We start from the raw sequence: 13,627 nt of genomic DNA, 5'->3' as shown, positions 1-13,627 counted from the left end.
CCTAACCGGAGTTGCGTGGTGCGCTCGCGGTGCTCAGAAGGTTTCCCAGTCGTCGTCTTTCGGCGGGGCCTTGCGGGGCGCGGCAGCCGGGGGCAGTTGCGGCGAGGCGGGCTTGGCCACCGGCGCGATGGCCTTGGGCGCCTGCGTGGTCAGGGGCTTGGCGGCCAAGGTGGGCTCGGCCTGGGGGCGGGCGCTGCTGGCCTGGACGCGGGCGATCACTTCGTTGGCATGGCCACGGGCCTCGGCCTGCGCCACCATGCGGGCATGGCCCAGCTTGAAGGCGGCCACGGCGTTGGCCAGCTTGCTGGCCTGCTCACGCAGGCTCTCGGCGGCGGCGGCGGACTCTTCCACCAGCGCGGCGTTCTGCTGCGTCATCTGGTCGAGTTCGTTGACCGAGTTGTTGACCTGGCCGATGCCCTGGCTCTGCTCGCTCGACGCGGCGCTGATCTCGCCGATGATGTCCGAGACGCGCTGCACGCTGCTCATGATCTCGTTCATCGACACGCCGGCGTCCTGCACCAGCTTCGAGCCGGATTCGACCTTCTCGCTGGAGGCGCTGATCAGTGTCTTGATCTCCTTGGCGGCCTGAGCGCTGCGCTGGGCCAGCGAGCGCACCTCACCAGCCACCACAGCGAAGCCGCGACCTTGCTCACCCGCACGGGCGGCTTCCACCGCCGCGTTCAGCGCCAGGATGTTGGTCTGGAAGGCGATGCCATCGATCACGGTGATGATCTCGTTGATCTTGCGGCTGGCGCCATCGATCTCGGCCATGTTGGCCACCACCTGCGAGACGATCTCGCCGCCGCGTTGCGCCGCCGTGGCAGCGCCCGAGGCCAGTTGGTTGGCCTGGCGGGCGGCATCGGCGCTCTGGCGCACGGTGCCGGTCAGCTGCTCCATCGAGCTGGCGGCCTGCTGCAGGTTGGAGGCGGTATTTTCCGTGCGGCTGGACAGATCCTGGTTGCCGGAGGCGATCTCGGTCGATGCCGTGGAGATCGAATCGGTGGCCAGGCGGATGACGCTCACGGTGTCGCGCAGGCGGGTGATCATGTCGGCCAGCGAGCCATGCAGCGAGCCGTTGTCACCGGCGCCGCGGCGGATGTCGATGTCCAGATCGCCGTCGGCGATGCGGCCCACCAGCTTGCGCAGCTCGGCCGGCTCATCGCCCAGGTCCTTCCACACCGAGGTGACGATGGCCCACGAGGCCAGCCCCAGCACCACCAGCACCGCCAGCGCGGTCACCACCGAGGCCCACAGGCTGATGTTCATGCCCTGGTGCACGGATGCGGCAGCGGCCTCCAGATCGGCAGCGGATTGCGTCTGCTGGGCCTTGAGCACATTGTTGAGGTTCTGAAGCGCGGCCTGCATCTGGCCCACTTCATCGCCCCCGCCGCTCTTTTCGATCATGCCGCGCGTGGCGGCGATGCCCTTGGACTGGAAGGCTTCGAAGGCGTTGGCCAGTTCGGTGGCTTCCTTGGCCTTGCCCTCGAGCTTCTTGAGCGCGTCCAGTGCCTTGCGGCCGCTGGCCACGGCGGTCTCGGCATCGGCCAGGCGATCCACGCTGCCTTCGATGGCGGCGCCTTGCAAGTGAATGCTCACTTGCTCAATGGCGCGTTCGACCCGCGCCACCTGTTCGGCGTAGGGCGCATCGACCTGGGACAGATGGTTGAACCGCGCCGAGGTCTGCTCGTTGATCATGAACGACACGATCATGCCGACGGTGAAAACCGCCGCTGCGCTCAAGGGCAGAATCCAGATTCTTGTTCGAAACTTCATATCCCGAAGACTCCTGTGGAGCACAGTGCGTGGACCCGGCCCTGCCGGGGGCAGGCGGGTGACATCGGGTTTTCGGCCGAAACTTGGCTGAATTGAGGGACATAAGTCGCAAAAAGCACCCCTCTCAGCCTTTTTAGAATGCGGGGATGACGCAATCGCCTTCCGCCGCGACCACCCGGCCGCCGACGACCTCCCGCCTGATGTTCTGGGTGGCCCTGCTGTATTTCTCGGAAGGCCTGCCGCTGGGGCTGTTCTTCGACCTGTTCCCGGTGCACTTGCGCCAGGCGGGCGTGGGCCCGGCCGAGATCGGGCTGCTGAGCCTGCTGGGCCTGGCCTGGACGGTGAAGTTCCTCTGGGCACCGCTGGTGGATGCCCTGCGCGGTCACCGCTTCTGGATCGCCGGGGCCAACCTGGGCATGGCGGCGGTGCTGTCGGCACTGGCCATGCGGCCCGAGGCCCTGGGCGGGGGCGAAAGCTGGCCCTGGGTGCTGCTGGCGGCTTTCACGGTGCTGTCGGCCACCAACGACATCGCCACCGATGGCTACACCATCGAGCAACTGTCACGCGGGCAGTACGGCGTGGCCAATGGCATCCGCATCGGCTTTTACCGGGTGGGCATGCTCACGGCCGGCGGCATGCTGGTGGTGGCGGGCTGGACAGGCACAGCCGGGGCGCCCAACTGGCAAGCGGCCTACGCGATGGCGGCCGTGCTGCTGCTGGTCAATGGCGCGCTGGCGCTGCTGGCACCCGCGCCGGCGCCCCGCCCTCTGGTCGTGAAAGCCGCCGAGACCGGCGAGTCCACTTGGGCGGCCGAATGGCGCCGCCTGCGCGCCCAGCCGCTGTGGCTGCTGGCGCTGGGCCTGGTGATTGTGGGCCTGCTGTGGCCGGTGCTGGGCCCGCTGGCCAAGGCCATGCAGCCCGATGACGCCGCAGCCGTGGCCCAGGCCAACCCGCTCCTGGCCTGGGTCACCGCGAACGCTAGCACCTGGTGGTTCAAGGGCGCGGTGCCCGTGGGCCTGATGCTGCTGGGCAGCAGCCTGATGGTGGTGGCCGCCCGTGATCCGCGTGCTGCGGCCATGGCCGATGGCCCCGTGTTCGGCGGCTGGGTGAGCCTGCTGGGCCGCTCGGGCATGGTGCCGGTGCTGGTCTTCATCCTGCTGTTCAAGCTGGGTGACGCGGCCATGGGCTTCATGGTCAAGCCCTTCTGGGTGGATGCCGGCTTCACGCCCGCGCAGATCGGCCTGGTGTCGGTAAACGTGGGCCTGGGCCTGTCGATCGCCGGGGGGCTGGTGGGCGGCTGGTACGTGGACCGGGCCGGCATCTTCAAGGGCCTGTGGGTGCTGGGCCTGGCCCAGGCGCTGTCCAACCTGGGCTATGCGCTGGCCGCCTGGTGGGTGCCGCATGGCGGGCCCGGCGCGCCGGTGGAGTTGCAATACCAGGCCGCGGTGTACGCCGCCAGTGCGCTGGAGAGCTTCACCGGCGGGCTGGGCACGGGGGCTTTCCTTGCCTTCCTGATGGCGATCACCGACAAGCAGCGCGCCACCACCGAGTACGCGATCCTGTCATCCATCTTCGCGTTCTCGCGCGCGGTGGCGGGCTGGGCGGGCGGCCTGGGGGTGGAGCAGATGGGTTACGCGATGTTTTTCCTGCTGACCTTCGGGCTTTCATTCCCTGCGTATCTGCTGCTGCCACAGGTTCGTCGTATGCTTTCCCGCGACGAGGCGCGTTAAGCCCTGTGACAGCCTGTGGCAAGGTGCCTGGGCCGCCCCTGGAAGGACTTTGCATATCATGAAAAAAACAAGCTCGCTGTGGGCTCGCCCCATGTTCACCGCCCTGGCCCTGGCCACCGCTCTGGCCAGTGCGCCCGTGCTGGCGCGCGAAGGGGTGGATGTGGGCAACCAGTCGGGCTTCAGCCGGCTGGTGTCGGCCGAGCAGGTGGAGCAGGCTGCCGTGCAGCAGTACGACCAGCTCAAGGCCGAGGCGGCCAAGAAGAACGCCCTGGGCACCGACAACGACCCTCAGGTGGTGCGCCTGCGTGCCATCGCCAAGCGCCTGATCCCCTACACCCTGGAGTGGAACAAGCGCGCCAGCAGTTGGCGCTGGGAGGTCAACCTGCTCAAGACCAAGGAGCTCAACGCCTTCTGCATGCCCGGCGGAAAGATCGCCTTCTACTCCGGCATCCTGGAGCAGTTGCAGCTCAACGACGATGAAGTGGCCATGATCATGGGCCACGAGATGGCGCACGCGTTGCGTGAGCATGCCCGCGCCCGCATGGGCAAGTCAGCCGCCACGCGCATCGGCGCCAGCCTGCTGTCGAGCGTGCTGGGCCTGGGCAACACCGGCGACGCGCTGCTCAACATGGGCAGCCAGTTGCTGACCCTGAAGTTCAGCCGCGAGGACGAATCCGAGGCCGACCTGATCGGCATGGAACTGGCCGCGCGCTCCGGCTATGACCCCCGCGCGGGTGTGACGTTGTGGCAGAAGATGGCCGCTGCCAGCAAGGGCGCGCCGCCGCAGTTCATGTCCACCCACCCCTCCAGCGGCACCCGCATCCAGGACATCGAGGCCAACCTGCCCAAGGTGCTGCCGCTGTACCAGCGCTCCGCCAAGCCGCCGCAGCGCTTCGACGCCCCGCGCAAGACAGGCCAGGCCGATGGGCGTGATGCCCTGACCTACTGGGGTGTGGCCAGTGCGCCGCAGGCCGTGGTGGCACAGGGTACGGTGGCGCAGGAGCCTGCGGCCCAGTCCACCCCTTCTGCAACGCCTGCCGCACCTGCGAAGGACGCGGGTGGCTGGGTGCGCGTGACGCCGGGGCACAACCACAGCTATTGATGAACCTGCTGTGACGACGCCCCGGCCTTGGGGCGTTGTTCAGAGGCCTGCGGCCAGGTAAGGGTTGTAGCGGCGCTCTTCGCCGAAGGTGCTCTCAGGCCCGTGGCCGGGCGTGAACGTGATGTCATCGCCCAGCGGCAGCAGCTTGCCCGTGATCGCGTTGATCAGGTCGGTGTGGTTGCCGCCTGGGAAATCCGTACGGCCGATGCTGCCTGCGAACAGCACGTCACCCACGAAGGCATGGCGTGTACGGGGATCGAAAAAGATCACATGGCCCGGCGTGTGCCCCGGGCAGTGCAGCACCTGCAGCGTGTGTTGGCCGATGGTGACGGTGTCGCCATCCTTGAGCCATTGCGTGGGCGCGAAGGGCTCGGCCTGCGGAAAGCCGAATATCTGGCTCTGCTGCGGCAGGGCATCGATCCAGAACTGATCACCCGGGTGCGGGCCAATGATGGGCACGCCATGCGTGCGCGCCAGCGTGCCCGTGGCGCCGGCGTGGTCGATGTGCGCGTGCGTGAGCCACAGGGCCTTGAGTGTCAGGCCGCGGTCCTCAATGGCCTTGAGCAGCACGGGGATGTCGCCACCGGGGTCGATCAGGGCGGCTTCGTTGGTTTCGCCGCACCAAACCAGGGAGGCGTTCTGGGCAAAGGCGGTAACAGGAAGGGTTTTGCGGTGGAGCATGGAGAAGAGGAAGCGGATAACAAAGTCTCAAAATTCAAAACATAGTGTCAAAACGGGTTGAATTGAAAGGACTTTTTGAAGCCTAGCACTACGTGGGATTCGTATTTCAGCCAAACCCACCACTCCGGCTCGCGTTTCGGTCACCGCCAGTCAGATGCGATCATCGTTGGGGTTGGAGAAGCTCTGCAGTTGTTCGATGCCCAGCGCCTCTTGTGGGAGCCAAAGGCCCGCTGACCAAAGCGACTCCAGTTCGACGGCCATCGCTGCCTCTAGCCATTGCGGCGCCAAGCTTGTAGCGAAAGAGCGGCACTCCGATTTCTCCCGGCGAACGCCGTTGGTCAACAGCCACCGGTAAAGCGAAATGGCTGGTGTGACCTCGGTGAAACCCGCCTCGACCTTGCGATTGAAGTCCAACGGAATCGAGACGCCCTTTGGGTCCAGATCACCGAAATATTCGGCGCCAACGGCCTGCGTCTCACGAATCGCCTGGTCGAGTGCACGGCCAGTAAGTCGGAAGTTTTGCCCGCCGCCATATATGACGGCAGCGTATCGCCGCGCCGTATGGTTCCACTCTTCGAAACTCCAGTACGTGTTGTGGTTCTCGACCACTAGGACGGGGTGCCCTGGCGCGTCAGCGGCCCGGTAAGGCAAAGGCTGCGGCACCCGAAAGCAACCGAGTCGCTCCAGTGGCAACCGCCCGGAGAACAGCAAGTCCCCGGCACACATCATGTCCAAGCGTTTTTCGTCGCCGTAGATTTCGAGAGAGCGCTCCTTGATTGGCATTCGGAATGGTCGCTTGGAAGGTAGGCGTGAACGCCGCAGAGGCCGACTGCAGAACAAAGATGAGCACATAGATCTGCCAGATCTGTGTCACGAAGGGCAGAAGCAAAGCCACTGCGGCCCTGACGAGATCAAGGGCGAGCAGCAACGCCCGACGGGGCACACGCTCGGCGAAGGCCGAAGCGATGGGCGCGATGCCGATGTAGGCGACCATCTTGATAGCGAGGGCAGTTCCCAAGACCGCACCGGCATTGGCCCCAGTCAGGTCGAAGGCCAGCAGACCCAACGCCACGGTGGCCAGGTCCGTGCCGACCAACGCAACGACCTGTGCAAAGAATAGGTGCCGGTATGTCCGATTCGCCAGTATTTCAAGCATGGGTGCTCTTGTTCGGGAGAGGCCGACGCCAGCAGCAATGCCGCAGCGCCGGCCTAGGCCTACGCGTCCACTCAGGACACTGAAGGCCTGAATGTTCTCGGCTTACTGGCCCGAGAAGTTGGCTGCGATGAAGTTGCCCTGGGTGGTAAAGAACATGTAGAGGTTTTCCTTGGACTTGTCCTTGGCGGCTGCGTCCTTGAAGGTGACCTTCCACTCCTTGCCCTTCTTCCCATCAATTTGCTCGAAATTGCTGGGCTTCACGTTCAACCAGGCCTTGTCGAGCTTGCCGCTTTGGACCAGTTCAGCTTGGCGCTTGGTCGCGCATCCCGAAACGGTCTCTTGGCTGGCTGCCTTGTTGCCATGGAAGTGGCAGTCTGAATCGCCCGCGGCGAAGGCAGATGACGCCATGAAGGCGGTGATGGCCAGGGCGGCGGATGCGATGAATTTGTTCATGAAAAACTCCAGATGGGGTTGGTTGAAGAGAAAGCAGCGATCAAAGCGATGCACGACTTGTTTGGGTGCTTTTTTGAATGTCCATGTCCTCGTGCTCATGCATGTGCTCTTCCGACGGGAAGCGGAAGCTGTTGGGGTCGCTGTCATGCTGGTAGCCATGAAGCTGCATCAAGAGCAGCAAGGCGCCGACGGACATGAGGGCCTGGTTGGCCACAGTGCTCAGACGGGGGAAAGATTCGCGCTTGCGCCGCATCGCCAGTGCCCACACCATCACGGTCAAGGCAGCAATCTGGCCGATCTCCACGCCCACATTGAAGCTCAGAATGCGCAGCAGCATCGCCGTTGGATCATCGCCAAGCGGAAGCTGCTGCAAACGGGTCGACAAGCCGAAGCCATGAAGAAGACCAAAGCCGAAGACCACCGCCGGCAAATTCGGAGACTTGACATCCAAGTGCTTCTGGAACCCGCCTTTGTTGTCAAAGACCTTGTAGATGACGCCGATGCCTCAAGATCACTTGGCTTGACGGTAGGCCAAGAGGCGCAAGGCATTGAAAACCACCAGAAGCGTGGAGCCCTCGTGAACGGCTACAGCCGCACCGATGCCCATACCCATGATGGTCGCGGGGACGAGGATGGCGACCACGCCCAGGCTGACGAAAACGTTCTGCCTGATGACGGCGCGCGTGTGGCGGCTCAGGCCAACAGCGAATGGGAGGTGGCGCAGGTCATCGGCCATCAACGCGACGTCAGCGGTCTCAAGCGCAACGTCAGAGCCAGCGGCCCCCATGGCGATGCCGACGGTGGCATTGGCCATGGCCGGCGCATCGTTGACGCCATCGCCAACCATGGCGACCTTGGTCGTTTCGCGAAGCTTGCGAATGGACTTGACCTTGTCCTCAGGCATCAGATCGCCCCAGGCTTCGTCGAGACCAACATCCTTGGCCACGGCATCAGCAACCTTTTGGTGATCGCCGGAAATCATGATCATTCGCTTGATACCGAGCTGACGCAGTTGCTCCAGCGCTTCGCGCGCACCCGCTCGTGGCGTATCCAGAAGGCCAATAGCACCGAGATCGCGATCGCCAAGGCGAACAACCATCGTCGTACGCCCCGCGTCGCGAAGTCGAGCAATCGCAGCCTCTACAAATCCACCCAGTTTGGGAACGCCATCAACGCCAAACATCTCGGCCTTGCCAATCCAGACGGGCTTGCCTTCGTAGCTTGCCTTGACGCCACGTCCAATCAGGTTTTCAAGCGCACCTGCTTCAGGCACCGATCGATTCCCTATGCGCTCACGCCCGTCTCGCGCTATGGCTGCCGCCAGCGGATGATCGCTGAGAGATTCCACGGAAACAGCAACGGTTAGGAGATCTTCTTCGGAAACCCCCTCAACGGGGATGACGTCAGTGATTCTTGGGCGCCCTTCAGTCAGGGTCCCGGTCTTGTCAAACGCCATCGCGCTCACAGAGCCTAGCTCCTCCAGCGGTGCTCCACCTTTGATCAGGACACCCCCGCGTGCCGCGCGGGCGATGCCTGACAGAACAGCGCTGGGCGTGGCGATGGCCAATGCACAAGGACTGGCCGCAACCAAAACGGCCATGGCCCGGTAGAAGCTGTCCCGAAATGGTTCGTCGACAACCACCCACGCAAACAGGAGCACGAAGGCGAGCGTGAGAACGACCGGCACGAAGACCTTTTCGAACTTGTCTGTGAACCGCTGCGTGGGCGACTTCCTGGCTTCGGCTTCACTGACCATCTTCACGACACGGGCTAGCGCGGAGTCGGACGAGCGTCGGGTGACCTCAATTTCAATAGAGCCAGACCCATTGATGGTGCCGGCAAAAACTCGAGAGATGGCCTCAACGCCGTCAGGACGGCTACGTGCGGAGGCAGCGTCCGCAACTGGACGCTTGTCTACCGGGATGCTCTCGCCTGTCACCGGAGCTTGGTTGATGCTCGACTCCCCTGCAAGCAGGAATCCGTCCGCCGCAAGACGCTCGTTCGGCCGAACCAGAACCACATCGCCGATCACAAGCTCTTCGACTGGAATCTCTACGGCTTGGCCGTCTCGGCGCACCGTGGCTGTGTCTGGGGCGAGTTCTGCCAGGGCCTCAATGGCTCGCTTGGCGCGTCCCATGGCGTAGTGTTCCAGCGCATGTCCAAGGCTGAAGAGAAACAACAAAAGCGCGCCTTCGGCCCATGAGCCCAGGGCCGCGGCGCCCGCCGCCGCGACCAGCATCAGGGTATCAATCTCGAAGCGCTTCAGCCTGAGATTGTCCAGGGCTTCTCGGAGCGTGTAGAACCCGCCGAAGAAGTAGGCGAGAACATAGAGGCTCGTTGGTAGCCATGCTGGAAGGCCTGCCGCGAGCTTTTCGAGGCCAAAGCCAACCCCTAGCAAGGCACCGCACGTCAAGGCAAAGATCATTTCAGAGTTCGGGCCCAAGAGACCACCTTCTCCGTGGCCATGGCCGTGCTCCTCCTGTTCCTTATCCGAATGGCGGTGCCCAGGTTCGCCATGGCCTGCATGCGTCGATTCGGCGGTCTTGGCTAAGGGCTTAACCCCCAACTTGGCTAATTCCCCGAGAACACCTGCCTCCGTGGTCTTTTCACGGTCGAACTCGACAGAGACTTGGCCTGACGGGCTGGCGGTGGCTTCAAGCACCCCGGGAGCGGCAAGCAAGGTCTTGGCAACTGTGTCTGCCCGGCGCTGATGGTTGATTCCCTCCGTTTGCCAGCTTCCATGCCCATAGCGGGCGATGAGTGCTGCGCCGGAGGCCTGCGCAAGCTCTCGGATCCTCGCAAGAGGCATGACTTCGGGGTCAAAATGGATACACAGCTGAGGGGCAGAGCCGCCATCATCTGTGCGAATGTGTGCCTTGTCGATCCCTGCGCGCCCTTGAAGATCACCGATCAGCCTTGCCGCGCATGCGTCTGCTGCGTCCGTGACGCCGGGAAGGACCAGGGAGAGCTCCAAGCTTGTTTTTTCTGTCATAGCCAAGTCGTCATGGTTGAAGCCAGTTGGCCTGTCCTCAGCCTCGCAGGCTCAAAGCCTGCGAGGCAGTTTGCATGCCACGGATTTAACCGCTCGACACAGGCCCGATGGACAGGCGGCAATCCCCGAGGAGTTCCTGCGCAAGTTCGCTGCCTGACCTGAAAGCATGCTGAAGGCAGTTCTAACGCAAGAAGGTGCATGGGGCAATGCCGGAAAGGCTCACCACAAAAGCTGTAGGGGAGGATTTGCTTCGCAGGCTATCCCGCCCCTCCCGTCAGCTTGCAGACGTAAAGATTACAAATTTGTTATGTGTGCAGGTGAAATTCACGCTTGAGGTACCCAGTGGAGCCTGGTTTTTCAAGCCGTTTGACTCTCGTGCGCCCCGTATTTTCAGAGGGGGAGGCGAGCTTGAGCTGTGCGTAAAGCCCCCAACTGAAACCGCCCAAACCGCTTTGCATAGCCCGCGAACGATTACCTTGACATAGATGGCTGCTGCGATATCCAATACGGCTAGCTCCTGGGCAGAATCTGTTTGCCGGGGAGCCCCCGCCTTTCGATGATTTCGGAAGGATCGTCTTCAGACTTGTTTCATGCGTCGATTGCTGAGCATCCTGCTGATTCTGATCCTGCCTCTGCAATTTTGCTATGCGGTGGCAGCGAGCTATTGCCAGCACGAAGATGGTCAGAGCGCCAGCCACTTCGGGCACCACGTTCATGTCCACGAGGACGGTGACCAAACCTCTGGCTCGACCAAATCGAAGCCGAAGACGAAGCTCTTCGCTGATAACGACTGCGTCAGCTGTCATCTTGCCAAGCCGGAACTGCTTAGCAAGCAAGTGAAAATCCCCACGTTCATGCGTGAATCGGCAGCTCCATCAGGAGGTGCCTTACTCTACAGCTCGGCCGACCCGAACAGGATCGAACGCCCCAACTGGCTGAAACTGCTCTAACCGACGAGCGGACAGTCTCTCCCCTTGCTGTATTACCGGGGTGCACCACAGTAGGTGCATTGTCCCTCGTCGAATTGCATCCAACTTCCACTGGAGAATTCGATGAAATGCCCTCGGGGCGTGCGGCGCAATGCCGGCACGCATACGCGTTCCTTTGTTCCCGGCCTGATCGCACTGGCCATTGCTTTGCCCACGCTCAGTTGGGCTCAGGCCTCTACGCCGCCAGGCGCGCCACAGTCGATACCGGGTGCTGCTTCTGCGGGATCGGCACCGACGCTGACGCTGGAGCAGGCGATAGACCTGGCGCTCAACCGACACCCTGACTTATCCGTGGCACGCCGCGAGGTAGAGGCTGCACTCGGCGCTACGCAACAGGCTGGCGTCTTGCCAAATCCGTCTCTGTCGATGTCTGTTGAAGACACACGCAAGACGACCAGGACGACCGCTTATCAGTTGAGCCAGTTGATCGAGTTGGGCGGTAAGCGCTCCAGCCGTGTCAAAGCCGCCCAGCTGATGGAAGATCTGAACCGCGCGCAAGTTCAGGGCCGTGTCGTTCAGATCCGGGCCTCGGTCCGCACTGGCTTCTGGGACCTGCTGGCCGCCCAGTCGCGCATGGATCTGGCTCGGCAATCTGAAGAGCTTGCTCAAGCAGCTGTCGATGCTGCGTCCAAGCGTGTTGCGGCAGGCAAGGTTTCTCCGGTTGAAGAGACCCGTGCACGCTTGGCCCTGTCCGGGGTCGGCCTGGAGACGGCGCAGGCTCAGCAGGATCTTGTGGCAGCCAAATCTCGCCTGGGTGCGATGCTGGGCATTGCCCCTGAGCAGCTGCCCCAACCCGCGGGGGAGTTGAGAGCGCCTGACCAGGCCCCAACCCCTTCCGAGCTCACCCGCTACATGACGACTGCACCGGAGACGGTTCAGTCAGAGCTTGAAGTCAAGCGTCGAGACGCATTGGTCGAAGTCGAGCGTAGCCGTGCCGTGCCCGATGTCACGGTGGGTGTTGGCATGCAGCGCAACAACGAGATGGGGCGCAATCAGACGCTCCTGGGGGTCTCAATCCCTCTGCCAGTGTTCGACCGCAACCAAGGCAACCTTCGTGAGGCCATCGCCCGTGCGGACCAAGCAAGAGATGACGCTCGCAGCAGGCAAATGCGCCTGATGACCGACGTACAGGTCGCTGCTGGCCAGCTTGAAACCGCTCGGCGCCAGGTGTTCCTTGCCGAGGAAAAGCTGCTTCCAGATGCAAGCAGAACCTATGAAGCGGCCACTCAAGGCTTCGCGTTGGGCAAATTTGGCTTCCTCGACGTTCTGGATGCCCAACGAACCTTGTTTCAAGCCCGCTCCCAACACCTGAAGGCCTTGTCGGATGCACAGAAGGCTGCGGCTGACCTTGAGGCGCTGCTTGGTGCTTCGGTGGCAAGCCAGGTCGGCGCGAGCAACGGCACGGCACCGATCAACACGTCTAGCGCGACGCAAAAGTGAGTTTGCAATGAACAACCAACAAAAAATCATCGTTGCGGCCATCGCCGCCATCACCATCGCCGCAGGTACCGCCGTCTGGATGTTTGGCGGGACAGCGTCCAACACCCCCAGCCATTCGGAAGCCGAAGGGCACGACGACAAGGAGCACCATAACGAAGCACCCGCCAAGCCCGAGGCAGGCAAAGAAGGTCAAGCTCAGGCCACGGCCGAAGAAAAAGCCTCGGCGGGCGGAGACGGTCACGGCGACCATGGTGATCAAGGAGAAGAAGGGGAAGAGGAGGCCGTCAAACTGACTGACGAGCAAATCAAACAGAGCCGCATCAAAGTGGAGAAGGCTCAGGCCGGTACCGTCATGTCCGGTGCAGAGTTCCAAGGCGAAGCCAAGTTCGACGCTGATCGGACGGCACAGGTCGTGCCTCGCATGGCCGGCGTTGTCGAGCTGGTCAAGGCGGATCTGGGGCAACGTGTCAAAAAGGGTGAGGTGCTGGCGGTTATCTCCAGCCCAGACCTGTCTGCACAGCGCGCTGCGTTGCTCGCTGCGCGTGAACGGGCTTCTGCCGCACGAGCGACGTACCAGCGCGAGAAGAGCCTTTGGGAACAGAAGATCTCAGCGCAGCAGGACTACCTCATCGCGCAACAGCAGTTGCGGGAAGCAGAGATCGAACAGCGCAATGCCGAGCAGCGACTTTCCGCCCTGGGCGCCGGCACCACGGCGAGTGCAGAGGGCCTGAGTCGCTTCGAGATTCGTGCTCCGTTTGACGGGACCGTCGTTGAGAAAGCGATAGCACTGGGCGAAACCGTTGCCAGCGACGCAAAGATCTTTGTGATCTCCGACATGTCCAAGGTTTGGGTCGAGTTCTACGTGCCAGCCAAAGACATCGAGAAGGTTCAGGTTGGTGCGACAGCGAGCGTCAAGGCCACTGGTTCTGATCAGGTCGTCACCGGCACGGTGAACTATGTGGGTTCTCTGCTTGGTGCATCCACCCGTACAGCCACGGCACGCATCACCATGACAAACCCCGCCGGAGCGTGGCGTCCTGGCCTCTTTGTCGCCGTCAATGTGCTGAGCGAGCGCAGCCAGGTTCCCCTGGTGATCCGCAACGATGCTCTGCAGACCGTCGAGGACAAACTCAGTGTGTTCGTGCGCACGCCCGAGGGCTTCAAAGCCCAAGTCGTGAAACTTGGCCGTTCGGATGGCACCTACTCCGAAGTGTTGTCCGGGTTGGCTGCAGGTGCTGACTACGCCACCGAGAACAGTTTCGTCCTCAAGGCTGAGCTCGGCAAGGGCAGCGCCGAGCACGGCCATTGATG

Annotated in this window: 10 protein-coding genes and 2 pseudogenes; 5 read left to right on the top strand and 7 right to left on the bottom strand. The window is 62.8% G+C overall.

Going from position 1 to position 13,627, the window contains the following annotated elements; all coding sequences use genetic code 11:
- Window positions 1-33: 33 nt before the first annotated feature.
- Window positions 34-1,740: a methyl-accepting chemotaxis protein gene (locus tag WAQ08_RS18510; protein WP_422193654.1), complete on the bottom strand. Its 1,707-nt coding sequence runs from the start codon at window positions 1,738-1,740 to the stop codon at window positions 34-36.
- 179 nt (window positions 1,741-1,919) lie between these two features.
- Between WAQ08_RS18510 and WAQ08_RS18505 the strand changes: the two genes are divergently transcribed.
- On the top strand, window positions 1,920-3,503 hold the full coding sequence (locus tag WAQ08_RS18505) for an MFS transporter (protein WP_422193652.1): 1,584 nt from the start codon (window positions 1,920-1,922) through the stop codon (window positions 3,501-3,503).
- A gap of 58 nt (window positions 3,504-3,561) precedes the next feature.
- Window positions 3,562-4,401: pseudogene (locus WAQ08_RS18500) on the top strand (M48 family metallopeptidase); the annotation flags it as partial.
- Window positions 4,402-4,644: 243 nt separating this feature from the next.
- Here the strand turns inward: WAQ08_RS18500 and WAQ08_RS18495 are convergent.
- From WAQ08_RS18495 to WAQ08_RS18470, 6 genes and pseudogenes are all read right to left on the bottom strand, one after another.
- Window positions 4,645-5,286, bottom strand: a complete 642-nt coding sequence (locus tag WAQ08_RS18495) for an MBL fold metallo-hydrolase (protein WP_422193650.1) — start codon at window positions 5,284-5,286, stop codon at window positions 4,645-4,647.
- Window positions 5,287-5,436: 150 nt separating this feature from the next.
- Window positions 5,437-5,895, bottom strand: a complete 459-nt coding sequence (locus tag WAQ08_RS18490; RefSeq protein WP_422193648.1) for a hypothetical protein — start codon at window positions 5,893-5,895, stop codon at window positions 5,437-5,439.
- A 172-nt stretch (window positions 5,896-6,067) separates the two neighbouring features.
- A pseudogene (locus WAQ08_RS18485) lies at window positions 6,068-6,442 on the bottom strand (MFS transporter); the annotation flags it as partial.
- Between the two features lie 102 nt (window positions 6,443-6,544).
- Window positions 6,545-6,994, bottom strand: coding sequence for a DUF6488 family protein (locus tag WAQ08_RS18480; RefSeq protein ID WP_422193647.1), 450 nt, complete (start codon window positions 6,992-6,994; stop codon window positions 6,545-6,547).
- The gene (locus tag WAQ08_RS18475) at window positions 6,936-7,388 is read right to left on the bottom strand and encodes a HupE/UreJ family protein (RefSeq protein ID WP_422193682.1); all 453 of its coding nucleotides are present in this window, start codon (window positions 7,386-7,388) and stop codon (window positions 6,936-6,938) included. Before WAQ08_RS18475 ends, WAQ08_RS18480 begins: the two co-directional genes overlap by 59 nt.
- Before the next feature lie 18 nt (window positions 7,389-7,406).
- Window positions 7,407-9,887 carry a heavy metal translocating P-type ATPase gene (locus WAQ08_RS18470; RefSeq protein ID WP_422193645.1) on the bottom strand — a complete coding sequence of 827 codons (2,481 nt, stop codon included), beginning with the start codon at window positions 9,885-9,887 and terminating at the stop codon, window positions 7,407-7,409.
- 590 nt (window positions 9,888-10,477) lie between these two features.
- Here WAQ08_RS18470 and czcI point away from each other — a divergent pair.
- The 3 genes from czcI to WAQ08_RS18455 all read left to right on the top strand — a co-directional run bounded on the left by czcI (window position 10,478) and on the right by WAQ08_RS18455 (window position 13,625).
- Entirely contained in the window at window positions 10,478-10,837 is a 360-nt protein-coding gene (gene czcI / locus WAQ08_RS18465; RefSeq protein ID WP_422193643.1) for a cation efflux protein, CzcI family, read from the top strand.
- Between the two features lie 102 nt (window positions 10,838-10,939).
- Entirely contained in the window at window positions 10,940-12,316 is a 1,377-nt protein-coding gene (locus WAQ08_RS18460; protein WP_422193641.1) for a TolC family protein, read from the top strand.
- 7 nt (window positions 12,317-12,323) lie between these two features.
- On the top strand, window positions 12,324-13,625 hold the full coding sequence (locus tag WAQ08_RS18455) for an efflux RND transporter periplasmic adaptor subunit (protein WP_422193639.1): 1,302 nt from the start codon (window positions 12,324-12,326) through the stop codon (window positions 13,623-13,625).
- Window positions 13,626-13,627: the final 2 nt, after the last annotated feature.

This window comes from Aquabacterium sp., assembly GCF_049274795.1.
Classification (GTDB): Bacteria; Pseudomonadota; Gammaproteobacteria; order Burkholderiales; family Burkholderiaceae_C; genus Aquabacterium.
The sequence above is the reverse complement of the archived record's forward strand: the minus strand, read 5'-3'. Positions and strand labels throughout refer to the sequence as shown.

Excerpts from the sequence above, each read along its gene's own strand:
- WAQ08_RS18505 (WP_422193652.1), top strand. The coding sequence starts at position 1,920 with ATGACGCAATCGCCTTCCGCCGCGACCACCCGGCCGCCGACGACCTCC.
- WAQ08_RS18455 (WP_422193639.1), top strand. The coding sequence starts at position 12,324 with ATGAACAACCAACAAAAAATCATCGTTGCGGCCATCGCCGCCATCACC.
- WAQ08_RS18460 (WP_422193641.1), top strand. The coding sequence starts at position 10,940 with ATGAAATGCCCTCGGGGCGTGCGGCGCAATGCCGGCACGCATACGCGT.
- WAQ08_RS18470 (WP_422193645.1), bottom strand. The coding sequence starts at position 9,887 with ATGACAGAAAAAACAAGCTTGGAGCTCTCCCTGGTCCTTCCCGGCGTC.
- WAQ08_RS18480 (WP_422193647.1), bottom strand. The coding sequence starts at position 6,994 with ATGAGCACGAGGACATGGACATTCAAAAAAGCACCCAAACAAGTCGTG.
- WAQ08_RS18495 (WP_422193650.1), bottom strand. The coding sequence starts at position 5,286 with ATGCTCCACCGCAAAACCCTTCCTGTTACCGCCTTTGCCCAGAACGCC.
- czcI (WP_422193643.1), top strand. The coding sequence starts at position 10,478 with ATGCGTCGATTGCTGAGCATCCTGCTGATTCTGATCCTGCCTCTGCAA.